Genomic DNA, 25,854 nt, shown 5'->3' with positions numbered 1-25,854 from the left:
TTATTGTTATAGTGGGGTTGGCTCTAATACAGTTATGTTTAAAATAACGACCGGGGTTTTTGGTACAAAGTCATAACCAATTTTTTCATTAAATCCGGTTTCAACTTGCATGATTTTATCAAGCGTTTCGTAGCCTTCCATTACCATACCGAACACGGCAAAGCCCCAGTCTTTACCTGGATTTAGATGGTCGTTATTGTCCATGTTAAAGAAAAACTGACGAGTACCAGAATGAGGTTGACGATCTTGATAAGCCATGGCAATGCTGTACATATCATTTTTTGAACCGTTACCGCTTTCATTAAAGATAGGTTCGCCTTCATAAACGCCGTCGTAATTTCTATCGTAACCACCACCTTGAATGACAAAGTCTCGGTCGTTTTCTACATCACGTTCAACTCGGTGAAATACAGTGCCTTTATAGCTGCCATCCATCACATAAGTTAAAAAATTATTGACAGTGATAGGGGCTTTTGAGCGATCCATCTCGACTATAATTTTCCCCATTGTGGTGGTGATTTCAACTCGTGGGAATATATTGTTTTTTTGCACAAAGCGTCCTTCGGTCGCTGCCATTACGGTTTGGCTAAGTTGCACTAATATAAATATTAAAAATAGACGTTTCATGGTTAACCTTCTAAATAGGCGAGTAATTCAGGGTCTGATACCATGCGGGTTATTAACTGCTCAGTCAACTTATTGAGTTGTCCTTCAATTTTTGCTCTATCGTGACCTAGCGGTCCTTCAAGGCTTGCATTACCACGGTAAATTTTACTGAAGTTACTATCGCTGCGGATCACACGCACACCTAATTCAATTTTTGCGTTGCTGGTATGAGACATCATTTTTTCAGTTACTATAGCTTGCAGTGTATGAATATCAACCTCAAAACGTGTAGTTGCAAGGTTTGAAATGCTTGCCCCGTTTCTGCTAAAAGCGCTATCGAGGGCACTTTTAATTGATTCGGTAAGGCCCTGGCTGGCAATTGTTTGGGTTTTGTCAGACGTTATTAATTTTAATGTTGCAGGGTCACCTCTAAGATCAATAACACTGGTTCTTAAACTTTGATTAATTGAGCTTAACTTACCATTTTGATAAACAGGATTTAAGATCAATTGATTAGGCTGACTACTGCAAGCCGATAGTGATAATAAAGTACAACAAGGTAAAACATATTTCATCATAGCTATAGCATTCCATTATTTTTAGTGGCACTTAATACTACAAACTTTTTATTTGAACCAAGTAATTCACAATTGCCAAACATACGTTTTAGTTTGTCATGGTAGTCTAGATGGCGGTTACCAATAATACGTAATTCGCCACCATTTTTTAACGTGTCTTTGGCTTGTTTAAACATTTGCCATGCAATGTGGTCAGTCACGGCTTGTGCTTGGTGAAAAGGCGGATTACATAACACTATATCGACACTTTCACGTTCAAAGCCCGTTAAGCAATCGTTTTCAATAAATCGGCATTGCTCAAACTTATCTTCCAAATTGAGTTCAACCGTTAAGCGTGCTGATTCAACCGCCATATATGATTCGTCCACAAAGGTAACTTCAGCGTTAGGGCAGCGTGCGAGTGTCATTAAACCTACCACACCATTACCGCAGCCTAGATCAATAATACTTTTTGCTTTATTAGTTTGTGGTAAAAAGTCAAAAAAGAACCGTGCTCCAATGTCCAGAGAATCCCGCGAGAATACATTGGCGTGATTACTAATGGTAAAATCAGTGTCTTCAAGAGGCCAATTAACAGGGAAGTCAGCAGCTTTATAACCACCTTGTGCTTGGCTAATGATTAGGCGAGATTTTTTCACTGCTAAACTAGTTTTAGTTTCACCGATAAAGTGCTCAAATGCTTTAATTGTTGAATTATGTACATCTTTGGTTTTTGCTGCGCCAATAACCGGAGTGCCAGGTGCGAGTACTTCACTGAGCTCAGATAATTGATATTGCAAGAAGCCTAATGTGCGTGGCACTTTTAAAATAACTAAATCAACCTGCTTAGGTAAAGCCGATAAACTATCGAGCTGGCTAAATGCCGTAGTTGGTATTTTATTTTTTGCTAAGTTGTAAGCCGCCGCTTGGTGACTAATATAAGAATCGTTTACTGAACAAACCGTTAATTTTTGTTTGCTAAAATAACAAGACAAGGCACCAAAACTATCATTTAAAATTAGCAAAGAGCGACAATCAGGATAATGTTCAGTAACATAGCTAATTAGGTACTCGTCTGCTGAATCCCAAGCTTGTAAGCTACGGTTTTTTTGATCCAATGGAAAACGTTCAAGAGTAAATGTTTTATCGCCGAGCTGTGCTTGCGTGGTCATAATAGTGAGTGATCAGTAATCAAATGATAGGTAAATTCTAACATGCAACGGCAAAAGGCCAACCCCCAACAGTTACCAAATGGCTTTTCTTATCAAAGAAGGGCGCTAAGTGCGCAAAAAAGCCTCGATTTATTTTATCATTTGCAGCAAAACTTAAACTGGCAGCAACCCAACACCACTGTTTACGGGCGAACAGGGCCAATTCCACGCTTACAATGTTTTATCAGTGATAATGACATTAAATATGGTTATTCTCACCGTAAATTAGTGGTTGAGCCTTGGCCTGCTATTTTATTAGCTTTACGTAAACGCTTAGAGGGGCATTTACAGCAGCCTTTTAATTCTTTATTGGTAAATTATTATCGCGATGGTCACGATACCATGGGCTGGCATAGCGATGATGAAATTGAGCTGGGTGTACAGCCAACGATTGTTTGTATTTCATTAGGTGCAGAGCGGGTGTTAAAACTCAAACATAAGGCCAGTAATAAAGTAACTGATTTACAGCTCCATAGTGGTAGTTGTTTAGTGATGCATGGTGACAGCCAGCGAGATTACCAACACGCGATTGCCAAGCAAACCACTTTAGCTCACCCTCGTATCAGTTTGACGTTTCGCTATATTAATAATAGTTTCAGTTAAATAGCATTAGCCATGGTATAGCCGCAGTTGTTATAGTAAATTTATAACTGAATTTTGAGGATGGTTTTATGTCAATGCAACAACAGATTGAAAGCAAGTTAGCTGATGCGATTGCGTGTAAGCACCTTAATGTAGTGAACGAAAGCCATATGCACAGTCGTGGTGAAAATTCACACTTTAAAGTGATTGTTGTTAGTGAAGAGTTTAGCGGCAAGCGTTCATTACAACGTCACCGTCAAATTAATGAAGTATTAAAAGATGAGTTAGCGAATCATATTCATGCTTTGGCTATCCATACTTTTACTCCTGATGAGTTTACAGAGCAAAGTGGTCAGGTTGCTGACTCACCGACTTGTTTAGGTGGCTCTAAATTAGATTAACGGCAAGGTCTGATAGTACACAAAACTCATCAGACCTGTATTTTTACAATTAGCCTTTAAACTAGCGCTAATTTTTATTGAAATAAATATAGGATGATCAATGGTCATTAAGCCCAAAATTCGCGGTTTCATTTGTACTAACGCCCACCCAGTAGGCTGTGCAGAGCACGTACAAGAACAAATTAACTATGTAAAACAGCAAGGCGCATTAAAAAATGCCCCTAAAAATGTATTAGTTATCGGTGCTTCAACTGGCTATGGCCTTGCATCTCGTATTACAGCTGCATTTGGTGGCGGTGCTAAAACATTAGGTATCTTCTTCGAAAAAGAAGGCACAGAACGTAAAACAGGTTCTGCAGGTTGGTATAATACTGCTGCATTTCAAGCGGCCGCAGACGCTGAAGGTTTATGGTCAAAAAATATTAATGGCGATGCGTTCTCTAACGAAATCAAACAAAAAGCGATTGATACAATTAAAGCTGATTTAGGCAAAGTAGACCTAATTATATACAGCCTTGCATCGCCACGTCGTACAGATCCAAATACCGGTGAAACATATTCCTCAACACTTAAACCAATTGGCGATGCGGTGACGACTAAAAACCTTAATACGTCAAAGCGTGAAATTGATGAAATAACAGTTGAAGCAGCAAGCCAAGACGATATCGACAACACCATTAAAGTGATGGGCGGCGAAGATTGGGAAATGTGGATTGATGCGCTTAAATCAGCTAATGTGCTTGCTGATAATTTTAAAACCAGCGCGTATACTTACATTGGTAAAGAGCTAACATGGCCTATTTACGGTCATGCAACAATTGGTAAAGCAAAAGAAGATTTAGATCGCGCAACCGTAGCAATTAAAGAGTCAACAAAAGCATTAAACGGTGAAGCGTATGTATCATCACTAAATGCAGTAGTAACCCAAGCCAGCTCAGCAATTCCTATTATGCCGCTGTATATTTCAGCACTATTCAAAGTAATGAAAGCAGATGGCACCTATGAAGGCACGATTGAGCAAATTCACGCGTTATTTACTGAGAGCCTTTATGGAGAGTCACCACGTTTTGATGACGGCGGCCATTTATTCCAAAACTACAAAGAACTGGAAGATGATGTACAGGCACGTATTCAAACAATCTGGGACAGCGTAACCACAGCAACAATTGACGAGTTAACTGATTACGTGGGCTACCACAATGAGTTTTTGCGTTTATTTGGTTTTGGTATCGACAGTGTTGATTACGATCAAGACGTTGATGCAATCGCGCCTATTGCAAACATGATTGACTAATTCAGCCCTGTTTATTTTAAAAAGTCGCTGCGGCGACTTTTTTATGGTTAGCCACTTTTCTGCCGCTATTTTTGTTTAATTTCCATCCTTACTCGCGAGCAATAGCACTTTGGTCTATATTGAATTTTATTCTAATGCGGCGATTGAGTTAAATAACCACACTTGTCGTATTAATTTCATATTTACACTCGCATAGTAGTCACGATTAATGTTAAAATTCGCGCAATATATGTGAGGAGTTTAACTGCGTTGCTTGTTTTGAGACTAAAGCAGGTAGTTCTTTGATATCTTGAATTTAGCTTAGATCATCGAAATAGCGACGTGGTTGGTACGATTTTTCAGTTTCTTTCCGTTAATGTAGTGCAAGTGCGTATGATCAACATAAAAAAAGGTCTGGACTTACCCATAGAGGGCGCACCTCAGCAAGTTATTCATGATGGTTCTACCGTCAAACGTGTAGCTGTGCTAGGTGAAGAGTTTATTGGTATGCGTCCAACCATGCATGTTCGTGTGGATGACCAAGTTAAAAAAGGCCAGGTGCTTTTTGAAGATAAAAAGAACCCAGGTGTATTATTTACTGCTCCAGCTGCTGGTACAGTAAAAGAAATTAATCGTGGTGCAAAACGTGTGCTGCAATCTGTTGTTATTGAAGTAAATGGCAGTGAGCAAATCACCTTTGACTCTTTCAAGTCCGATGAACTTTCAAGTCTCGAACGTGAAAAAGCCAAGGAAGTACTAATTCAGTCAGGCCAATGGACAGCACTTCGTGTTCGCCCATTCAGCAAAGTAGCTGCCGTGGATGCAAATCCAAGCTCTATTTTTGTGACGGCTATCGACACAAACCCACTTGCTGCAGATCCTGCAGTGATTATTGCTGAAAATGTACCAGCATTTGAAGCCGGTTTAGCTGTGGTTTCTCGTTTGACTGATGGTAAAGTATTTGTTTGTAAACAAGCAGGTAGCCAAGTGCCTAGCTCATCAATTCCTCAAGTAGAAGTACATGAGTTTGGTGGCGTACATCCGGCTGGCCTTGTTGGCACACATATCCATCACTTAGATCCAGTATCGGTAAGCAAGCAAGTTTGGCATATCGGTTACCAAGACGTTATCGCCTTTGGTCACTTATTCCTAACGGGTGAAATTAGCACAGACCGTGTGATTTCTCTTGCCGGTCCTCGTGTTAAAAACCCTCGTTTAGTGAAAACTCAACTGGGTGCTGCTTTAGATGATTTAGTTGCTGGTGAATTAGAAGACGGTGATAACCGTGTTATCTCTGGTTCTGTTTTAGCAGGTGCTACGTCACAAGGTCCTCAAGCATTCTTAGGTCGTTACCATGTTCAAGTATCAGTATTACTTGAAGGTCGCGAGAAAGAGTTGTTTGGTTGGATTGCTCCAGGCACAGATAAATTCTCTGTAACACGTACTTTCTTATCTCACCTAACACCAAGTCGTTTATTTAAAATGACAACGTCAACAGGTGGTTCAAAACGTGCCATGGTACCAATTGGTAACTATGAGCGTGTGATGCCTTTAGATATTTTGCCAACGCCTTTATTACGTGACTTAATTGCCCGTGATTTAGACGGTGCAATTTCATTAGGGGCGCTTGAACTTGATGAAGAAGATTTAGCGTTATGTACCTTCGTTTGTCCTGGCAAATATGAGTATGGTTCAATCCTACGAGATTGCTTGACTACGATCGAGAAGGAAGGCTAGAGAGATGGGTTTAAAGAAATTTCTAGAAGATATCGAGCCGCATTTTGAAGCTGGTGGTAAACATGAAAAATTCTATGCACTGTATGAAGCAGCTGCAACTATTTTTTATACCCCTGGTTACGTAAATAAAGGCGCGACACACGTTCGTGATAATATCGACCTAAAACGTATGATGATTTTAGTGTGGATGGCGACGTTCCCTGCAATGTTTTTTGGTATGTTCAATATCGGTCATCAGGCCGCGGGTGCTCTAGCACAAGGTTTTGAACTAGCAAATTCTTGGCAAGTTGGTTTGTTTCAGTTATTTGGCGGTGAATTAACTGCTGAATCCGGCTGGGGCGCTAAAATGTTTTATGGCGCATGTTTCTTCCTACCTATTTACGCAGTTACATTTGCTGTAGGTGGTTTTTGGGAAGTTATATTTGCTTCAGTGCGTAAGCATGAAATTAACGAAGGTTTCTTTGTAACGTCAGTGTTATTCGCGCTTATCCTACCTGCAACCATTCCTTTATGGCAAGTTGCACTAGGTATTACATTCGGTGTAGTAATCGCTAAAGAAATCTTTGGTGGTACTGGCCGTAACTTCCTAAACCCTGCATTAGCAGGCCGTGCGTTTTTATTCTTCGCATACCCTGCACAAATTTCAGGTGACACAGTATGGACAGCAGTAGATTCATTCTCTGGTGCAACTATGCTAGGCCAAGCGTTTGTAGGTTCACTTGATTACAGCAACATGGCACTTTGGTGGGATGCGTTCTACGGTTTCATTCAAGGTTCGGTAGGTGAAACATCGACACTTGCGTTGTTAGTGGGTGGCTTATTCCTAATCTATGTTCGTATCGCCTCTTGGCGTATCGTACTAGGTGTGTTTTTGGGTATGGTGGCAACAGCATTCTTATTAAATGCCGTTGGTTCTGAGACTAACCCAGTATTTGCAATGCCTTGGCATTGGCACTTAGTACTTGGTGGATTTGCTTTTGGTATGTTCTTTATGGCGACAGACCCTGTGTCGGCGGCATTTACTGACAAAGCAAAATTCGCATACGGTGCACTAATTGGTGTGATGGTAGTAATGATCCGTGTAATTAACCCTGCATTCCCTGAGGGTATGATGCTAGCAATCTTATTTGCTAACTTATTTGCACCATTATTTGATCACTTCGTAGTGCAAGCTAATATCAAGCGGAGGTTGGCACGTAATGTCTAGTAATAACGAATCAATCGGCAAAACGCTATCTGTTGTTGTAGCACTATGTTTAGTGTGTGCAATCATCGTATCGTTTGCTTCAGTTCAGCTGCGCCCATTACAGCAAGCTAACAAAACGCAAGATATTCAAAAAAATATCTTGGCAGCTGCGGGCATTGATGTATCAGGTTCTGTATCAGAAACTTTTAAAGCTAAGATCGAAACGCGCCTAGTTAATATGGAAACCGGTGAGTCTCAAACTGGCGACGCAGTTCAAGCTAAAATTGACGCTTTCGACTTTGAAAAAAGTAAGTTTGATCAAAAAATTAGCTTTGCATTAAAAGCCGAAGGTATTAAGGATATCGCTGGTATTCAGCGTATGACTCATGAGTCTCCTGTATATATCTCGAAAAAAGCAGACGGTTCTACAGATGCTATCATTTTACCTATCCAAGGTTACGGCCTTTGGGGTGTTATGTATGGTTTCTTAGCGCTTGAAAGCGATGGCGAAACGGTTAAAGATATTAACTTTTATAAGCACAACGAAACACCTGGCTTGGGTGGAGAAATCCAAAACCCACAGTGGACTGCAAGTTGGAATGGTAAAGAGTTACCAATCAATATTGTAAAAAGTGGCGCTAAGAATGAGCATCAAATTGATGGCTTATCAGGTGCAACTTTAACGTCTAACGGTGTTGATCACGCAGTTGACTTTTGGACTGGCGAAAACGGCTTTGGTCCTTTCCTTGCGAGAGTACGTGAAGGAGCGTTGAAATAATGGCTGATACTAAAGAAATGAAGTCGGTCCTATTTGGTCCGGTACTGGCAAATAACCCAATCGCATTACAAGTACTTGGTATTTGTTCAGCGCTTGCGGTAACGTCGAGCTTAAAAAATGCGTTAATCATGTCAATCGCATTGACGTTGGTTACTGCTTTTTCAAGCTTCTTTATCTCAATTATTCGTAACCAGATCCCGTCATCTGTTCGTATTATCGTGCAAATGACCATCATTGCGTCATTGGTAATCGTTGTTGACCAAGTATTACAAGCCTTCTCTTATGCTACGGCAAAAGAGTTATCGGTATTTGTTGGTCTAATTATTACTAACTGTATCGTAATGGGCCGTGCAGAAGCATACGCAATGAAGTCGCCGCCAGTTATGTCTTTCCTTGATGGTATTGGTAATGGCTTAGGTTACTCAGTAGTGTTACTGACTGTTGGCTTTATTCGTGAACTATTTGGTAAAGGGTCATTATTTGGTGTTGAGATCATCCCGCTTGTACAAGATGGTGGTTGGTATCAACCTATGGGTCTATTGATTTTACCGCCTAGTGCATTCTTCATCATTGGTTTATTCATTTGGGTACTGCGTACTTATAAGAAAGACCAAGTAGAAGCGAAAGGGTAAGGGGCAGACAATGGAACATTATATTAGTTTATTCGTAAAAGCGGTTTTCATTGAAAACTTAGCGTTAGCCTTTTTCCTAGGTATGTGTACTTTCCTTGCAGTATCAAAGAAAGTAACAACGTCTATCGGCCTAGGTGTAGCAGTTATCGTGGTATTGGGTATTTCAGTGCCAGTTAACAACTTGGTTTATCATGCGGTTCTTGCACCTGGTGCATTAGAGTGGCTTGGTTATCCTGACGCGGATCTTAGCTTTTTACGTTTCTTGACGTTTATCGGTGTCATTGCGGCACTTGTACAAATTCTTGAAATGGCATTAGATAAGTTCTTCCCTGCACTTTATAACGCGTTAGGTATCTTCCTACCATTGATCACAGTTAACTGTGCAATCTTTGGTGCGGTATCTTTCATGGTTGAGCGTAACTATAACTTCAGCGAGTCTGTAGTGTATGGTATCGGTTCTGGTGTGGGTTGGGCGCTAGCAATTACTTTACTTGCTGGTATCCGTGAGAAAATGAAATATTCAGACGTGCCAGACGGCTTACGTGGTTTAGGTATTACCTTTATCACTGTTGGCTTGATGGGTCTTGGCTTTATGTCATTCTCTGGCATTTCACTTTAATAGGTAGCGAGGATAAATCATGAGTTATGAGATTTTCTTAGGCGTTGGTGTTTTCATCGCTATCGTTGTACTGCTAGTTTTAGTTATCATTGGTGCTAAATCTCAGTTAGTTGCAAGCGGTGACATCATCATCGGCATTAATGGCGACCCAGATAAAGCCATTAAAACATCAGCAGGTAGCAAGCTTTTAGGTGCGTTATCTGAGTCAGGTATTTTCGTATCATCTGCATGTGGTGGCGGTGGCTCTTGTGGTCAGTGTCGTGTTCACATCAAAGAAGGTGGCGGCGATATCTTACCAACAGAACTTGATCACATTTCTAAAGGCGAAGCCCGTGAAGGCTGTCGTTTAGCGTGCCAGGTAAATGTTAAAAACGACATGGAAATTGAACTTGAAGAGTCAATTTTCGGTGTTAAAAAGTGGGATTGTGAAGTTATTTCTAATGATAACAAAGCAACCTTCATTAAAGAGTTAAAGCTACAAATTCCAGATGGCGAGTCAGTGCCTTTCCGTGCGGGTGGTTACATCCAAATCGAAGCTCCACCTCACCATGTTAAATATGCGGACTTTGATGTACCAGAAGAGTATCGTGGCGATTGGAATCATTTTGGTTTCTTCAAGCTGGAGTCAAAAGTAGACGAAGAAACAATTCGTGCTTACTCAATGGCTAACTACCCAGAAGAAGAAGGTATTATTATGCTTAACGTGCGTATTGCTTCTCCACCGCCAAGAGACTTAACACTTCCTTGTGGTAAAATGTCATCGTACATTTGGTCACTTAAAGAAGGTGATAAAGTTACTATCTCTGGTCCATTCGGTGAGTTCTTTGCAAAAGACACTGACGCTGAAATGGTATTCGTAGGTGGTGGTGCTGGTATGGCGCCAATGCGTTCACATATCTTTGACCAACTTAAGCGTTTGAACTCTAAACGTAAGATGAGTTTCTGGTATGGTGCACGTTCTAAGCGTGAAATGTTCTACGTAGAAGATTTTGACGGCCTAGCGGCTGAAAATGATAACTTCGTATGGCATACTGCACTTTCAGATCCACAACCAGAAGATAACTGGGAAGGCTACACTGGCTTTATCCATAACGTTTTATTTGAGAATTATCTTAAAGAGCACGAAGCGCCAGAAGATTGTGAGTTCTACATGTGTGGTCCGCCAATGATGAACGCAGCTGTTATCACTATGTTGAAAGACTTAGGTGTTGAAGACGAAAATATCTTACTAGATGATTTCGGTGGCTAACACTGATATCAAAACAGTTTAGTTTTGGTTAGAATATCAGCCTCGTAGCAATGTATGTTACGGGGCTTTTTTATTTCCATTATTTAAGTAGGCTGCTATGAATAGAGTTTTCCACCGACAAGGCATAATTGCTACCTTTTTTCTTACCCTCACTTTACTCATTAGTGGCTGTGGCCAAAATGATGATCCCCAAGAGCTTTACCTTGATGGTAAAACCATGGGTACTACCTATCACATCAAAGTTTTTGCTAAGCAAGAAAAGCTGGATTCATTAAATTTATTACCAGAAGTGACTCTGTTGCTCAAAGATATAAATCAATCAATGTCGACTTATATTGATGATTCTGAAATCAATACTTTTAATCGACTTCCCGCTGGTCAAGTTATGCCTATTAGCAGTGATTTTAGAGCAGTTGTAAGCGAGTCGATTCGCTTAGGTGAGTCTACTAAGACTCTTGATGTAACCATGGGACCACTGATTGACTTATGGGGCTTTGGTCCTGATAAAAAACCAACAAAACGTCCAACGGATGAAGAACTCGCAGCCATGGTTGCACAAATTGGAGTTGATAAGTTAATACTGACTGAGCAAGGCCTAGCGAAAACAGTAGCGGGTTTGCAATTGTCATTTTCTTCTACAGCAAAGGGTTATGGTATAGATAAAGTAGCTGAATTATTAGAAAGCCATGACTTAACTGATTATATGGTTGAGATTGGTGGTGAGTTACGTGTATCAGGTAAAAAACCAAATGATCAAGATTGGCGTATCGCTATTGAGCAACCGGATACTGAGCTTGGTGTGCGTAAAGTGCACCGTGTCTTAGCACCGGGTAATAACGGCATTGCAACATCGGGTGATTATCGCATTTTCTATGAGATGGATGGTATTACCTATAGTCATTTAATTGATCCGGAAACAGGTATGCCAAGTCGTCATGATCTAGTATCGGTTACTGTATTGCATCCATCAGCGATGACAGCTGATGGCCTTGCAACAGCATTGACTGTAATGGGGATGGAAAAAGCAAAAGTTTATGCACGAGAGCATGATTTACCTGTTTATCTGATTGCTAAATCAGAAGATGGTTTAGTCACTTATTCTAGTCCTGCGTTTAAACCCTATTTGTAGCGTGGTTTAAATCAGTTTATAATAGCAACAGCTTGGTGATTATCATCAAGCATTATTTTATTGCTGATCAATAGGGGCTAAGCAATGTCACTTTTTCTTCTTACGTTTGGTTTACTGCTTTTAATTGTTGCAGCGATGGCTGTGGGCATGATAGTACAAAAGAAGTCTATGGCCAGCAGCTGTGGTGGTTTAGGCTCTGTAGGCATTGATAAAGCCTGTGATTGTGATGATCCATGCGACAAACGCAAAAAGCGCATGGCAAAAGAGCAAATTTGGAAAGAAAACCAAATATTATAAATTTTTTGCTAAATTCAGAATAATAGAAAAGCGCCGCACAGGGCGCTTTTTTGTGGTTGTTTATAATTTAATTAATTGCTCCCCTAAAATTGCATATTTGGCAGTACCTTGTTCTCGTAAGATAAACGCTGCTGCACCATAGCGTCTAGGGATTGTTGGCTGTGTATTGCTACATTGATAACTTAACCAGTCACTGTGGTTGTTAAGTAGGGCTATATCTCCCGAGAAACAGCTGTAGCCTAGGCTTAACAGTTGACGATACTTCTCGGTTGTAAGGTCTAATGGCTTGGCTAGTGGGTAAGCTTTACCACTATCAAAGCTAAGCGTTTTAGCTTCTAGCTGAGTAAACCCTTGGCGAATGCTACTTATATCACCCAATTCATTAATTGTTGGATAACGGCCTTTAGCATTAATTGCGATATCTATGCTATAGCTTCCTTGTGGACTGGTGACAATTACATCATCAATGAGTAAATCAACCCATGCATCTTTAGCATTAAATGGAATTGCTTGGTAAGTAGTGATTTTTTGTTGTTGCCAGTTCCCTGCCACCAATTCGTCGATCATTTTAACGTACAACATACGATTCATTTTGCGTGCTACTTGACGGTTTGGATCCGCAGGGTAGGCACCTGACTCTATTAAAATTGTACTGATCCCCATTTCTGAAAATGTATCACCAAAACTACGATAAGAGTAGCTATCGTTATATTTAGCTAAATGGCCTGGTATTGTTTGTTCGATGAGTTTACTTAATTGTGCAATTAGCTTCATAGCATTACTACGGCTGTTATTGATTTCACGTTGTGCATTATACGCTGGGGCTAATACAGAGATAGTTGCAGGCAGGCCTTGTTCTCCTACGCCATAATAAGCGTTTTGATCGTGCAGGTTAAAGCCAAATTCGGGCTTAAATGCTTTAGCTGCAGCCATTAACAACTGACCTTCAGGTGTTCGTAATGATTTGGCATCTCGGTTTAAATCTATTCCTTGCGCATTAAAACGGGTTTGCAGCTGTGCGCCATCGGGGTTGACCATAGGAATGATCATCAGTGATAGTTTGTTTTGCCAATTTTCCCGCCATGCATTATTTTTTGTTTCGATTGCATAGCTTAAAAAATCCATTAATGCGGCACTAGCTGTATTTTCATCACCATGCATTTGGCTCCACATCATGACTTTGATTGGTCCCGAGCCAATATAAAATGCATCAATTGATTTCCCCAAGAATGATTGACCTAAATTCTTTCGCTCTATGCTGGGGTGATCAGCTAGCGTATCAAATAAAGGAGCAAGATCAGCGTGTGTAATTGCTGCTTTGTTTAATCCTTTCATTTCGTGCATAGCGATCGGTGCGGCAGTTAAACTAAATGAGTAACTAAGTAAGCCAACTAGTATGGTTTTGCGAATCATATTAACATCCCGTTATTCTTATTTTTTACTTTATTTAGAATATAATATTTTATAACCATAATTCAACATATTAATAAAAAGTTAGCCCGCTCTGTTGTTTTATACTTGTAGCTTGTGTTGACTTTGTTATAATCCTCTAGAAATTTCAGTAATTACTGAAACTTTATTGATGAAGATCATAACAACGAAGTGGAAAATAGCGTAAAGCTAGTAGCTTTTACTTTGTAATATATAACCAATAAGGCCATATACGTTTGAATTTGCAAAATTTTCCGCCAGCAAAAACGCACTCTACGCTTAGTAGATGGCAATTGCGTGCGCGTGCACTTTTTGCTGGGCGAGAGCTATTTTCTGTATTGGTTATTCTATTAATCAACTCAGCCATGCTAATAAATGGAAGTGTTGAAGATGCAACAGAGCTAAAAAATATATTAACTGATGATGCTATCTATGAGTCATCTTTAATTAATGTATTGAGCTTTTTGGCATATCCTGTTGTGTCGTGCCAGTTACTTATTGGTTTATGTTGGTTGATTTTTCATTTTTTCCCAGCGCGTCGTGCTGGGGTTATTTTACGTAAAGCAGCCTTTGCTTTTCGTCAAACAAAAACATCTTTAGTAGTACACAGTGCTCATGGTTGTCGTGCTCCACCTCTTGTTAATGGTTGAACGCTACTCGTTATAGAGAGTTTGGCTGCGTTAGAGATTAACTAATCTGCTGATTCTGTCCGCTACAATAACGCTTAGCCGCAGTGTACCTGCGATTCAACCAACACCTTTAAATTCCTTTATTGTTTTTTGATGCTTGGTATTTTTTATGGCGCTAAAAAGTTACCTGAGGAATATTCAAACCGTTGTTTTTACGCTTTATTTAGAGTTGTAGGGGCAGCACATATCAAATTTTAGGTTGTAGGATAGTCCTTTGTTAATTCGAAACCTCTGTAATATTGCTCTGGGCACAACTGTGCTCGCACTGACTGGCTGTAAAGGCGGGGTGCTTGATCCTAAAGGGCAAGTTGGGATAGATGAAAAAAATCTGATCATCATTGCCACTGTGCTGATGTTAATTGTGGTTATTCCTGTGATTGTGATGACTTTGTACTTCGCGTGGAAATATCGTGATGGCCAAGAGCAGCAAATTTATGCGCCAAAATGGGCTCACTCAGGAAAAATTGAAGCCGCAGTCTGGGCTATTCCTATTGTGATAGTGATTGTACTGGGTGCCATTACTTGGCAATCAACACAACAGCTTGACCCTTATAAACCGCTTGAAGGTAAAGGTAAACACCTAACAGTTGAAGTGGTATCACTGAATTGGAAATGGCTGTTTATTTATCCTGAGCAAGGTATTGCTACGGTGAATGAATTGGTATTTCCAGCCAATGTACCGGTGGAATATAAAATCACCTCAGAAAGTACCATGAACTCATTTTTCATCCCACAACTAGGTAGCCAAATCTACTCGATGGCGGGCATGGAAACTAAGTTGCATTTAATTGCTAATGAACCGGGTACGTTTAAAGGCTTTTCAGCTAACTACAGTGGCGCAGGCTTTACGGGTATGAAATTTAATGCCATAGCTACGCCAACGCAAGCTGACTTTGATACGTGGGTAAACAAGGTGAAAAGCCAAGCTAATACGCTCACTAAAGCGAATTATGATGCACTGGCATTACCGAGTGAAAACAACCCGGTGACTTATTTTGCTGATGTTGATGATGGCTTGTTCCACACCATCATTATGAAATATATGCAAGCACATGGTGATATGAACAAAATGCACAGTGCAATGCCTGAGCATAGCAGCCATAAAAATCACACAATGCACAGCGAGGGCGAGGAATAATTATGTCGTTATTTGGAAAATTATCGTTAGATGCCATTCCGTTCCATGAACCTATTTTGATGGTGACAATGGCGGTAGTCGTGATTGCAGGGGCATTGATTGCAGCTTTAGTCACAAAATATAAAAAATGGGGGGTGCTCTGGCACGACTGGATCACCTCAATCGATCATAAACGCTTAGGCGTGATGTACATTATCCTTGCCTTGATCATGCTGTTTCGTGGTTTCTCTGATGCCATTATGATGCGGGCACAATTGGCGCTTGCTACAGGTGGTGCTACAGGCTATTTACCGCCAGAGCATTATGACCAAATATTCACCGCGCATGGGGTGATCATGATCATCTTTATGGCGATGCCATTTATGATTGGTCTGATGAACATTGTATTGCCACTGCAAATTGGTGCGCGCGATGTAGCATTTCCGTTTTTAAATAATTTAAGTTTTTGGCTTACTGCCGGTGGGGCAATATTAATTAATATTTCATTGTTCTTTGGTGAATTTGCCAAAACCGGTTGGGTGGCTTATCCGCCGCTATCGGAGATGTCTTTTAGCCCTGGAGTTGGGGTAGATTATTATATCTGGGCACTGCAAATATCAGGTATTGGTACACTATTAACGGCAGTAAACTTTTTAGTAACAGTGTTTAAAATGCGTGCCCCTGGTATGCGTTTAATGCAAATGCCAATTTTTACCTGGACATGTACATGGGCAAATATTTTAATTGCTGCGTCATTCCCAATCTTAACTGCGGTGTTGACTATGTTAACGCTAGACCGTTATTTAGGCTTCCACTTCTTTACTAATGAAGCTGGCGGTAACGCCATGATGTACATCAACCTGTTTTGGGCTTGGGGTCATCCTGAAGTGTATATCTTGATTTTACCTGCGTTTGGTATTTTCTCAGAAATTATTTCCACTTTTACTGGAAAACGTTTATTTGGTTATAAATCGATGGTGTATGCCAGCGGTGCAATTTCTATCTTAGGTTTTATTGTTTGGTTACATCACTTTTTCACTATGGGGTCCAGTGCTAATGTTAATGCCTTCTTTGGCGTAATGACCATGGTCATTGCGGTGCCCACCGGAGTGAAACTGTTTAACTGGTTATTTACTATTTATCGTGGTCGTTTACGCATCACAGTTCCTGTGCTTTGGACGCTGGGTTTTATGGTCACCTTTACTGTTGGTGGTATGACAGGCGTATTACTTGCTATCCCTGGTGCTGATTATGTATTACACAATAGTTTATTCCTAATTGCACATTTCCATAATACTATCATCGGTGGTGCGGTATTTGGTTATTTAGCTGGTTTTGCATTTTGGTTCCCTAAAGCAATGGGCTTTAAACTTCACGAAGGGTGGGGTAAGGCGTCTTTCTGGTGTTGGTTAGTAGGTTTCTTTGTAGCATTTATGCCGTTATATGTACTTGGCTTTTTAGGCATGACGCGTCGCTTAAACCACACTAATAACCCAGATTGGAATATTTGGTTGTACATTGCCTTTATCGGTGCGGTGATCATTATGTTTGGTATTTTGTTCCAAGTTGTACAGCTTATTGTGAGCTTTAAAAATCGCGAAACACTAAAAGATACAACCGGCGATCCGTGGAATGGTCACACACTTGAGTGGTCAACATCATCACCGCCACAGTATTACAACTTTGCTACGATCCCACATGTGCATGACATAGATACGTGGACCGACATGAAAGAAAAAGGTCAAGCGTATCAACAAAAAGCAAACTATGCGCCTATTCATATGCCAAAAAACACTTCGGCAGGGGTGATGATGAGTGCTTGCTTTACAACTTTTTGTTTTGCCATGATTTGGCATATTTGGTGGTTGGCGATTGTCGGTGTTATTGCTGGCATCACGGTATTCTTTAAACGTTGTTACACCAGTGATGTTGATTACTACGTGCAACCAGAAGAAATTCTTGAAATTGAAAGTGCACATAATGCTAGTGCAACAACATTAAACCAAGGTAAGGAGTTCAGCGCATGAGTGCAATCCCTGCAGATGTAAATAGCATCGATCATGATGCTCATGCTCATGAGCATCATGATACTGGTGGCGATACGGTATTTGGTTTTTGGCTTTACTTAATGACCGACTGCTTATTGTTTGCCTCATTTTTTGCAACCTACGCTGTGCTTTATATGAATACAGCGGGTGGTGTATCTGGCAAAGATATTTTTGAACTGGACTTTGTAGCGGTTGAAACTGCTGCATTGCTACTAAGTAGTATCACTTTTGGTTTTGCGATGATCTCAGCTCATGCGCAAAAGAAGGCCGCTACATTAACGTGGCTGGCAATTACTTTTGCTTTTGGTGCTGTGTTTATTGGTATGGAAATTTATGAATTTCATCATTTAATTGCCCATGGTAATGGCCCGCAGCGCAGCGCATTTTTAACCTCGTTCTTCTCTTTAGTAGGCTTGCACGGTATGCACGTAACCGCTGGTCTGATCTGGATGGCGACGATGATGATCGAAGTATCACGCCGTGGTTTAACCCCAGCAACCGTTACACGTTTAAGTTGCCTAAGTTTGTTTTGGCACTTTTTAGATGTGGTGTGGATCTGCGTATTTACCGTCGTTTATTTAATGGGAGTGATGTAATGAGCCACAGTGAATCACATGTATTAAATGATCTACATACACAAAGCCATAGTGATAATTCACATGGCAGCGTTAAAGACTATTTAATAGGTTTTGTTTTATCAATTGTACTGACCGCGATCCCATTTTGGGCGGTGATGAGCGGTACGTTGTCAAAACCAACCACATTTGCCTGCATTGTTGTAATGGCCATTGTACAAATTTGGGTGCATTTAAAATACTTCTTGCACCTGAACTTTAAAACCGAAGATGGTAAAGCCAGTTCGTTATCGTTCATCTTCAGTGCGCTGATCATCGTTATGGTGGTGGGGCTGTCGGTGTGGATCATCTACGAATCGAACGCCATGATGATGTACTAGCCCCAGCTAGTACGTTTTCGTAAAGCAAAGAATAGAGGACAGCAGATGTTTCGTCGTTATTTAAAGGTCACTAAGCCCGGCATTATCATGGGCAATTTGATCTCGGTTGCGGGTGGGTTCTTACTCGCCTCGCGTGGTGATATTGATGGCTGGCTAATGCTTGCTACATTAGTTGGTTTATCACTGGTGGTAGCCTCAGGTTGCGTGATCAATAATGTGATCGACCGTGATATTGATATTCGCATGGCGCGCACGCGAACACGGGTAACCGTAACCGGTGAAATGTCTGCAACCACAGCTTTGCTACATGGCACAGTACTTGGCTTACTAGGCTTTGCTTTACTAATGGTTTTTACTAACTGGATTGCGGTATTTTTTGCTGTGTTTGGTTATGTCATATACGTGGGTGTTTACAGCTTATATATGAAGCGTCGCTCAGTGTATGGCACGTTTATCGGTAGTTTATCAGGAGCAGTACCACCTGTGGTAGGGTACTGCGCCGTTTCTGCACAGTTTGATGTTGGCGCGTTGATCTTATTAGTAATGTTTAGTTTGTGGCAAATGCCGCACTCTTATGCGATTGCTATTTTCCGCTATAAAGACTACCAAGCTGCGCGTATTCCGGTATTACCGGTAGCGCAAGGTATTGATAAAGCTAAACATCACATTGTGTTGTATATCGCGGTATATGCGTTAGTGGTGATGTTATTAACCATTGGCGGTTATACCGGTATGGCTTTTTTAGCTGTTGCTTGTACTACTAGTTTTTGGTGGTTATTAATGGCGCTGCGAGGTTATCGTCGTAATATTGATATTAGTGGTTGGGCACGCCAAGTATTTGCGTTTTCAATTGTGAATATCACTGCATTAAGCATTGCTATGGCTGTTGATTATCAAAATATTGCCCCGCATCTGCTTACTTTTAACTAATTACTAAACCGAGTTAATTCCAAAGTTAACCAAAGGCTCTGAGTTCTCCGAGGAGCCTTTTTTCATTTTTGTAGCACCGTTAATTGATTAACTCAGCAATACTGAGTTTCCCTGCTAACACTAAATTTTGCTTTATGGCAGCACGTATTTCAGGCGGTTTATTCTGACTAAGTTTAAAATTGCCACGCCAGTGACTAGGAATAAATTCAATAAAACTCAATTGTTGGTACATTGCATGGCGATGCTGTACGGGGACTTCATCAAGTTGCCATTTAGTTGTATCAGGTTGGGTAAAGTGTTGCTCAAAATGATCGGTTAGCCGTTGTATGATCTGCTCTTTGTGATGTTGGTCTTTAACAATACGTACTTTAGCTGTCACATAAACACTCGAGTAAAGCCAACTGGGCAAGGTTTTGTTATCTGCATAAGCGGGCGATAAATAACAATCATCGCCACTAAATAGTAAGTTCACTGATTGACCATCAAGCGATGAGAGTGGGTTGTATTTAGCCACATGAGCAATAAATAACTGACGGTTAGTATCATATAAAACTGGCACGCGGCATATATCATTGAGCTGGCTTTGTGGATTTGGCATTAAAATAGTCGCCAGTGGATAGCTATTTACTAACTGCTGTAATTGCTTACTATCATGTTGTTGAAAATGCTTCGCTGGGTACATTATAGTTTTCCTGCTAACTGCGATTTTATTGTCGGCCATTGCTCATCAATAATGCTGAACTGGGCGGTGTTTCGATAGGAGCCATCAGCAAGCAACCTATCTTTATAACTAATGCCTTCAAAGCGGGCGCCAAGGCGTGCAATAGCATTACGCGATTTGCAGTTTTGCTCATGGGTGTTAAAAGCAATACGGACTAAGCCTAATTCATCGAATGCATATTGCAGCAGCAAGTATTTTGCGTGGGTGTTTACAAAGCTGCGCTGCCAAGGGAGACTTATAAATGTGTGCCCAATCTCGGCGCTGCGATTTTGTTTATCTAATCTAAACAACCGTGTGGTGCCAAGAACTTGGCTACTTGCTTTATCCACGATGGCGTAGACTATTTGTTGCTCGGCATTAAATTGTGCAGTGTTGATAAACCAATCATCGAGAGTTGCACGGGGTTGGGTGTAATTCATTAAAACCCAACGCCATATTTGTGGATCTTGGCCTGCTTGATATAGCCCCTCTAGGTGGTTTTGTGTCAGTGGCTCTAAAGCCAGCTTATTGGTTTGATGAATGTGTTTTGTAAACATGATAAGCCCCATATTTTGCTATTTATGAATAACAAAGGTACGCTACTTTGGTCAGTAATAAACAACCAGTTTTAGCTTTTTAACTAGACCAGTTTAGAGTGTTTTTGGAGTCGTAATGCAGCCGTTAGTTATTGAATTTGATGAGTCAGAGCCTGCCAAATATTTGCAACTAGCCAGCGCGGTACGCAATGCCATAATGCAAGGCAAGCTTGCGCCAGGGGTAAAACTCAGCTCGGCGCGTGTCATGGCAAACACTTATCAGCTCAATCGCCATACAGTGATGAATGCATTGCAATTATTAGTAGCGGAAGGCTGGCTTGAATCTCAGCAGCGCTCAGGTTATCGGATCACCAAGTCATTGCCCATTCAAAGTAGTGTTAGTACCTCAAGTACTCCAAGACTGAAAGCAAAACCTTATCAATTTGCTAAAACATTGGCTGTGCCTGCTGCTGGAATGGATTTAACTGCGCATAGATATAACTTTGCTGGTGGCTTGCCTGATCTTGCCAGTTTCCCACAAAAAGAATTTAAACGCTCCGTCAGCCATGTGTGTAATCATTTAGACATCAATCAACTGCATTATGGGCAGATCAGTGGTAACGAGCAATTAAAAGCGCATATTTGCGATTACTTATACAAAGCGCGTAATTTAAACGTAAGCGACGTATTGGTTTGCAACGGCTCGCAAGAAGCACTGTTTTTAATCGCAAAAGCGTTTATAAAACAAGATGATTTTATTGCTGTAGAAACTCTCGGTTATCCACCTGCAAGGCACGCATTTTCTGCCTGTGGCGCACAGCTTATCGATATTAAGCAGGATGAAGATGGTTTATGTGTTGATGATTTAAAAGCTCAACTGGAACGTTTTTCAATCAAATTGCTGTACTTAACGCCACTGCATCAATACCCAACCACTGTTACTCTATCGCCAACGCGGCGCTTGCAAATTTATCAACTGTGTTATGCCCATAACGTGATGATCATCGAAGATGACTACGACCATGAATTTCATTATCGCTGTCAGCCATTACAACCCATGGCCGCCGATGACCCCGCAGGCATTGTTATTTACCTATCGACGTTTTCAAAGATTATGTTTTCAGCCGCACGTATCGGTTATATCTGCGCAGCGCCTGAAATATTAGCGCAGTTAACTGCGTGGAAGCAGCTGATGAACCATAAGAACGATGTGATCATGCAATTAGCTGTGGCGCACTGGATGAAAGAAGGTGGTTTTGAACGCCATTTAAAACGTATGAGCAAACTGTATAAACAGCGCTATGAAGCGATGGATGATTATCTAACGCAGTTGCAAACTTCAGGCTACCCAATCGAGTATAAAAAGCCCGACGGCGGCATGGCGATGTGGGTCAACTTTAATAAAGATACTCAGCACTTAAAAGCGCAGTTAGCAAAGCAAGGTATATATTTACAAACCCAAGCCGAGTTTTACTTTACCAACTCAGTACGTAGTTTAAAGCCCACAAACTATAGCTATGCTCGACTTGGCTTTGCAGGACAATCGAGTGAGAAGATGCAGCAAGGTTTACAGCTTGTAGCGCAATATTATTAGACAAATGAATTATTATCACAGTGGGAAGTTCAAATTGGCAGGGCGGGATCATACTTTGTAAATATTTATAATCTATGATCTAATACTATAAATTTCATTACTTTATATTCCTAATTCTCCCATTTAGCAGCTGTAAGCATAGTAATAGGGATATATGCACCTTGGGCATTACCGTTATATCAAGGCTTAAAAACCTATGCAGTCACAGGTAGTTTTGGTGCAGCTTTGAAAGCTTACGTTATTTCGTCGGCTACAATAGGTATTTCTCAATACATCGGTGCTGAATTAAATTTTGATCTCGGTGGGTGGACTGCCGTTCAAAATGTGGCATCCCATGCGATGGTAGGTGGCGTTTCTGCTGTTCTTCAAGGAGGAAAGTTTGGTCATGGCTTTGTCAGCTCCTTAGTCACCGCCAGTATGAAAGGGTTTATGAATCCAAAAACCGGCACTTATGCTGATGCAGTGAGAAGAACAGCAATTGCAGGGGCTGTAGGTGGCACTGTGTCTAAACTTACTGGTGGAAAGTTTGCCAATGGTGCCGTCACCTCAGCAATGCAATGGTGGTATAATGCAGAAGGGAATCCAGGAAAGTCAGGTTCTTGGGCAAAGCCCATGGGTTACAAGGCTGAAGGTTTTAAAAGAATGGTTGGCAGAGATGGAAAATATTATTGGGGAGACCCGTTATCAAATCCTTCTAGTTATGGCAACTCATTTATGGCAGAGCAAGTTGGTGAAAGTATTTCTGATTACGAAACGACTACGGATTCTGAACTTTCTTCCGCTGTTGGCGTAGCTGCTGGAATTTTGGCACTACCTGCTACTACATCAGCTTTAGTAGTATCAACTGGGGTTTCATTTTATTCATGGCTATTAGTTCCTAATACGCAAAATGCATTGGGAGTAGTGCTGGGACCTCTTGGACGAGGCGCATCTTATATTTATAAACCTTTAGGGCAAACTTTAGATTATATTGGAACCATAAATACTGCTGCTGGTTCAGGTATTCCCCAAGGTATATCTAATAATTATGTTGAAAAAAGAGATTAGGATTAATATGGATAAATTTTTTGCAGTTGTGTTAGTTTTTTTACTATTTTTTCCTTTATTCTCTACATTGAAAGGTCAAGATGTAACTTACTTGGTTGTTATAATTGGTTTGGTCATTATATTTTTTTGGAAAAAGCTTAGAGGGGCTATTTTGCAGGATACATTTTTGAAAACTGTAATTATTATTAACTATACAGTAGCAATAGTGTTTTCATTTAATATAATTAATTTGGAAGAATTAGATATAAGTAAACGTGTTTTTGGTTTTTTCTTGTTGTTATATATAATAATTTTGAAAAATAAAATCGTTCGTTTAAGTGAGCTTCTATGTTCACAAAGTCTAAAGTGAATATAAAAAGAATAAATATAAAAATAAATAGGGTCAGGTCTTTCTTTTTGTCTTTTTATTTTATTGTAAATAAATAGGGTCAGGTCTTTCTTCTTGCCTTTTTGTTAGTTGCGCTAATCTTAGATATTAATTTATAAAAATTGATAGGTGAGAAGATGGCTAGGCCTCTCAGATTAGAGTTTGCGGGTGCGTTATATCACATAACTTCGCGGGGTAATGAAAGAAAGCCTATCTATCTAGATGAATCAGATTTTGAGGGGTTTTTAAAAATCCTAGGAGACGTTTGTGAGCGCTATAATTGGGTGATCCATTCTTTTTGCTTAATGACAAATCATTATCATTTATTAGTCGAAACGCCGGATGCGAATTTAAGCAAAGGGATGCGGCAATTAAATGGTGTATATACGCAATGGTTTAATAGAAAACATCGGCGTGTGGGGCATTTATTCCAAGGGCGTTATAAGGCAATTTTGGTTGATAAGGATGAAAGAATGGGGTCAGGTCTTTCTTTTTGCCTTTTAGTTAGTTGCGGCTAATCTTTAGATATTAATTTATACAAATTGATAGGTGAAAAGATGGCTAGGCCTCTCAGATTAGAGTTTGCGGTTGCGTTATATCACATAACTTCACGGGGTAATGAAAGAAAGCCTATCTATTTATAGAAATGGTGGGGTCAGGTCTTTCTTTTTGTCTTTCAACTGATTTAGGTTGGAATTTAAAAAAATACCAGAGTGCAGTGGCGGTTGGAAGTCATTTAGCTACGATACCCGAGGTAATATGACCCTTTGACCCTTGATTTCAGTAATGTATATCACGAGGAAAGAATGGGGTCAGGTCTTTCTTCTTGCCTTTTGTTAGTTGCGGCTAATCTTAAGATATTAATTTATACAAATTGATAGTTTAAAAAATAAATAGGGTCAGGTCTTTCTTCTTGCCTTTTTGTTAGTTGCGCTAATCTTAGATATTAATTTATAAAAATTGATAGGTGAGAAGATGGCTAGGCCTCTCAGATTAGAGTTTGCGGGTGCGTTATATCACATAACTTCGCGGGGTAATGAAAGAAAGCCTATCTATCTAGATGAATCAGATTTTGAGGGGTTTTTAAAAATCCTAGGAGACGTTTGTGAGCGCTATAATTGGGTGATCCATTCTTTTTGCTTAATGACAAATCATTATCATTTATTAGTCGAAACGCCGGATGCGAATTTAAGCAAAGGGATGCGGCAATTAAATGGTGTATATACGCAATGGTTTAATAGAAAACATCGGCGTGTGGGGCATTTATTCCAAGGGCGTTATAAGGCAATTTTGGTTGATAAGGATGCATATTTATTAGAGTTAAATAGGTATATTGTGTTAAACCCAATTAGAGCGAAAATGGTCGATAGTCTATCGGATTGGCCTTGGAGTAGCTGGCATTATGTAATGGGTCAAGAGCCGATTCCCCAATGGCTTTCAGTAGATAAAATGTTACTGCAATTTGCAAAGTATAAAACAATAGCCAAACGAAAGTTTGCGCAGTTTGTAGAGCAAGGAAAAGGGCTGGATCCTTGGGGTAATATTTCAAATCAGGTCTTTTTAGGGAGCGATGAGTTCGTAAAGGAGCATTTAGAATTACTTAAAGCACAGGAAGGCGATTTATCGGAAGTACCCCAAAAGCAAAGGCGCAGGGCAGCGTTAGCATTAGCAGAATATGCTCAACAGTGTAGTAGTCGTAATGATGCCATAAGAGCTGCCTATGCATCCGGTGGATATACGTTGAAAGAGGTTGGCGATTATTTTCAGCTGCATTATTCTCGAGTAAGTAAGATAGTGGCAAAAAGAAAGACCTGACCCCAACCCATGACCCAAAATTTAGATTGGGTGTCTTGTTTATTTATTTTTATGGTGTGAGGCATCATTAAAAAAATTTAATTTTATTCTACTTATTACAACTATAAATAGTTCCCTCTCTGGAATAACCTATCTGTAAAAGCACAATGATCCATCTTTTAACAATAGCTAATAAAAAGGAAGCAGAAAGATAACGCAATGAAAATAAAAAACATTTGCAAAACTTATACAACGTATATACCTGTTGTTCCGCACCCCTAATTTGAATTAAACTCGCTCATTAAATAGCCACTTGATTTGCTTTTGTAAATAAAAGCTTGACGCAGAACCCTAGGTTTGATCTATTACTCTCTTTTGAGAGCCTAATT

28 protein-coding genes are annotated in these 25,854 nt (G+C 40.3%); 22 read left to right on the top strand and 6 right to left on the bottom strand.

Annotated elements, in window-relative coordinates:
* Positions 1–6: 6 nt before the first annotated feature.
* Genes HHO47_RS13105 through HHO47_RS13095 form a run of 3 tightly spaced genes read right to left on the bottom strand, consistent with a single transcriptional unit; the run spans position 7 to position 2,335 of the window.
* Positions 7–627: a peptidylprolyl isomerase gene (locus HHO47_RS13105; protein WP_169020699.1), complete on the bottom strand. Its 621-nt coding sequence runs from the start codon at positions 625–627 to the stop codon at positions 7–9.
* Positions 628–629: 2 nt separating this feature from the next.
* Positions 630–1,184, bottom strand: coding sequence for a YajG family lipoprotein (locus tag HHO47_RS13100; protein ID WP_211183722.1), 555 nt, complete (start codon positions 1,182–1,184; stop codon positions 630–632).
* A 2-nt stretch (positions 1,185–1,186) separates the two neighbouring features.
* A complete protein-coding gene (locus tag HHO47_RS13095) occupies positions 1,187–2,335 on the bottom strand; it encodes a methyltransferase (protein ID WP_169020698.1) in 1,149 nt (382 codons plus the stop codon).
* Between the two features lie 42 nt (positions 2,336–2,377).
* On the opposite strand from HHO47_RS13095, the gene HHO47_RS13090 reads away from it, so the two are divergent.
* The 11 genes from HHO47_RS13090 (at position 2,378) to nqrM (ending at position 12,257) form a co-directional block, all read left to right on the top strand.
* A complete protein-coding gene (locus HHO47_RS13090) occupies positions 2,378–2,977 on the top strand; it encodes an alpha-ketoglutarate-dependent dioxygenase AlkB family protein (protein ID WP_169020697.1) in 600 nt (199 codons plus the stop codon).
* Between the two features lie 68 nt (positions 2,978–3,045).
* Entirely contained in the window at positions 3,046–3,357 is a 312-nt protein-coding gene (locus tag HHO47_RS13085) for a BolA family protein (RefSeq protein ID WP_169020696.1), read from the top strand.
* A 100-nt stretch (positions 3,358–3,457) separates the two neighbouring features.
* Positions 3,458–4,651 (top strand): enoyl-ACP reductase FabV, encoded by a 1,194-nt coding sequence (fabV, locus tag HHO47_RS13080; protein WP_169020695.1) that lies wholly within the window; start codon positions 3,458–3,460, stop codon positions 4,649–4,651.
* A 372-nt stretch (positions 4,652–5,023) separates the two neighbouring features.
* Positions 5,024–6,367 carry a Na(+)-translocating NADH-quinone reductase subunit A gene (locus HHO47_RS13075; RefSeq protein ID WP_169020694.1) on the top strand — a complete coding sequence of 448 codons (1,344 nt, stop codon included), beginning with the start codon at positions 5,024–5,026 and terminating at the stop codon, positions 6,365–6,367.
* 4 nt (positions 6,368–6,371) lie between these two features.
* Positions 6,372–7,574 (top strand): NADH:ubiquinone reductase (Na(+)-transporting) subunit B, encoded by a 1,203-nt coding sequence (locus HHO47_RS13070; RefSeq protein ID WP_169020693.1) that lies wholly within the window; start codon positions 6,372–6,374, stop codon positions 7,572–7,574.
* Complete coding sequence (locus HHO47_RS13065; RefSeq protein ID WP_169020692.1) at positions 7,567–8,331, top strand: Na(+)-translocating NADH-quinone reductase subunit C; 765 nt, start codon at positions 7,567–7,569, stop codon at positions 8,329–8,331. The genes HHO47_RS13070 and HHO47_RS13065 overlap by 8 nt, the downstream gene beginning before the upstream one ends.
* Positions 8,331–8,963 carry an NADH:ubiquinone reductase (Na(+)-transporting) subunit D gene (locus HHO47_RS13060; RefSeq protein ID WP_145241325.1) on the top strand — a complete coding sequence of 211 codons (633 nt, stop codon included), beginning with the start codon at positions 8,331–8,333 and terminating at the stop codon, positions 8,961–8,963. Before HHO47_RS13065 ends, HHO47_RS13060 begins: the two co-directional genes overlap by 1 nt.
* Positions 8,964–8,973: 10 nt before the next feature.
* On the top strand, positions 8,974–9,582 hold the full coding sequence (gene nqrE, locus HHO47_RS13055; protein WP_169020691.1) for an NADH:ubiquinone reductase (Na(+)-transporting) subunit E: 609 nt from the start codon (positions 8,974–8,976) through the stop codon (positions 9,580–9,582).
* Positions 9,583–9,601: 19 nt separating this feature from the next.
* Positions 9,602–10,831, top strand: a complete 1,230-nt coding sequence (gene nqrF, locus HHO47_RS13050; protein WP_169020690.1) for an NADH:ubiquinone reductase (Na(+)-transporting) subunit F — start codon at positions 9,602–9,604, stop codon at positions 10,829–10,831.
* Between the two features lie 97 nt (positions 10,832–10,928).
* Positions 10,929–11,960, top strand: coding sequence for an FAD:protein FMN transferase (locus HHO47_RS13045; protein ID WP_169020689.1), 1,032 nt, complete (start codon positions 10,929–10,931; stop codon positions 11,958–11,960).
* Between the two features lie 84 nt (positions 11,961–12,044).
* Positions 12,045–12,257, top strand: coding sequence for a (Na+)-NQR maturation NqrM (gene nqrM, locus HHO47_RS13040; RefSeq protein WP_169020688.1), 213 nt, complete (start codon positions 12,045–12,047; stop codon positions 12,255–12,257).
* A gap of 60 nt (positions 12,258–12,317) precedes the next feature.
* Here nqrM and HHO47_RS13035 read toward each other — a convergent pair whose 3' ends face one another.
* Positions 12,318–13,670, bottom strand: coding sequence for a M14 family metallopeptidase (locus tag HHO47_RS13035; RefSeq protein ID WP_169020687.1), 1,353 nt, complete (start codon positions 13,668–13,670; stop codon positions 12,318–12,320).
* A gap of 254 nt (positions 13,671–13,924) precedes the next feature.
* Between HHO47_RS13035 and HHO47_RS13030 the strand changes: the two genes are divergently transcribed.
* From HHO47_RS13030 to cyoE, 6 genes are all read left to right on the top strand, one after another.
* Positions 13,925–14,338 carry a hypothetical protein gene (locus HHO47_RS13030; protein WP_169020686.1) on the top strand — a complete coding sequence of 138 codons (414 nt, stop codon included), beginning with the start codon at positions 13,925–13,927 and terminating at the stop codon, positions 14,336–14,338.
* Between the two features lie 253 nt (positions 14,339–14,591).
* The gene (gene cyoA, locus HHO47_RS13025) at positions 14,592–15,515 is read left to right on the top strand and encodes a ubiquinol oxidase subunit II (RefSeq protein ID WP_169020685.1); all 924 of its coding nucleotides are present in this window, start codon (positions 14,592–14,594) and stop codon (positions 15,513–15,515) included.
* 2 nt (positions 15,516–15,517) lie between these two features.
* Entirely contained in the window at positions 15,518–17,521 is a 2,004-nt protein-coding gene (cyoB, locus tag HHO47_RS13020; RefSeq protein ID WP_169020684.1) for a cytochrome o ubiquinol oxidase subunit I, read from the top strand.
* Positions 17,518–18,138: a cytochrome o ubiquinol oxidase subunit III gene (gene cyoC, locus HHO47_RS13015; RefSeq protein WP_169020683.1), complete on the top strand. Its 621-nt coding sequence runs from the start codon at positions 17,518–17,520 to the stop codon at positions 18,136–18,138. The genes cyoB and cyoC overlap by 4 nt, the downstream gene beginning before the upstream one ends.
* Positions 18,138–18,497 (top strand): cytochrome o ubiquinol oxidase subunit IV, encoded by a 360-nt coding sequence (gene cyoD, locus HHO47_RS13010; protein WP_169020682.1) that lies wholly within the window; start codon positions 18,138–18,140, stop codon positions 18,495–18,497. Before cyoC ends, cyoD begins: the two co-directional genes overlap by 1 nt.
* Positions 18,498–18,542: 45 nt before the next feature.
* Entirely contained in the window at positions 18,543–19,427 is an 885-nt protein-coding gene (cyoE, locus tag HHO47_RS13005; RefSeq protein WP_169020681.1) for a heme o synthase, read from the top strand.
* 79 nt (positions 19,428–19,506) lie between these two features.
* On the opposite strand, the gene HHO47_RS13000 is transcribed toward cyoE, so the two are convergent.
* Positions 19,507–20,109, bottom strand: a complete 603-nt coding sequence (locus tag HHO47_RS13000) for an FMN-binding negative transcriptional regulator (RefSeq protein WP_169020680.1) — start codon at positions 20,107–20,109, stop codon at positions 19,507–19,509.
* Positions 20,109–20,684, bottom strand: a complete 576-nt coding sequence (locus tag HHO47_RS12995; RefSeq protein ID WP_169020679.1) for a GNAT family N-acetyltransferase — start codon at positions 20,682–20,684, stop codon at positions 20,109–20,111. Before HHO47_RS12995 ends, HHO47_RS13000 begins: the two co-directional genes overlap by 1 nt.
* Positions 20,685–20,799: 115 nt before the next feature.
* On the opposite strand from HHO47_RS12995, the gene HHO47_RS12990 reads away from it, so the two are divergent.
* The 5 genes from HHO47_RS12990 to HHO47_RS12970 all read left to right on the top strand — a co-directional run bounded on the left by HHO47_RS12990 (position 20,800) and on the right by HHO47_RS12970 (position 25,486).
* Positions 20,800–22,257 (top strand): PLP-dependent aminotransferase family protein, encoded by a 1,458-nt coding sequence (locus HHO47_RS12990; protein WP_169020678.1) that lies wholly within the window; start codon positions 20,800–20,802, stop codon positions 22,255–22,257.
* A 225-nt stretch (positions 22,258–22,482) separates the two neighbouring features.
* A complete protein-coding gene (locus HHO47_RS12985) occupies positions 22,483–23,304 on the top strand; it encodes a hypothetical protein (RefSeq protein WP_169020677.1) in 822 nt (273 codons plus the stop codon).
* 7 nt (positions 23,305–23,311) lie between these two features.
* Positions 23,312–23,653, top strand: a complete 342-nt coding sequence (locus tag HHO47_RS12980) for a hypothetical protein (protein ID WP_169020676.1) — start codon at positions 23,312–23,314, stop codon at positions 23,651–23,653.
* A gap of 155 nt (positions 23,654–23,808) precedes the next feature.
* On the top strand, positions 23,809–24,189 hold the full coding sequence (locus HHO47_RS12975) for a transposase (RefSeq protein WP_248291005.1): 381 nt from the start codon (positions 23,809–23,811) through the stop codon (positions 24,187–24,189).
* Between the two features lie 457 nt (positions 24,190–24,646).
* Positions 24,647–25,486, top strand: coding sequence for an REP-associated tyrosine transposase (locus tag HHO47_RS12970; RefSeq protein ID WP_169020675.1), 840 nt, complete (start codon positions 24,647–24,649; stop codon positions 25,484–25,486).
* The last annotated feature ends 368 nt before the right edge of the window (positions 25,487–25,854 follow it).

Origin of the sequence: Pseudoalteromonas arctica, from assembly GCF_012927645.1 — a bacterium.
Lineage (GTDB): Bacteria > Pseudomonadota > Gammaproteobacteria > Enterobacterales > Alteromonadaceae > Pseudoalteromonas > Pseudoalteromonas arctica_A.
Note: the sequence above shows the minus strand (reverse complement) of the source record. Positions and strands in the feature narration are given on the sequence as shown.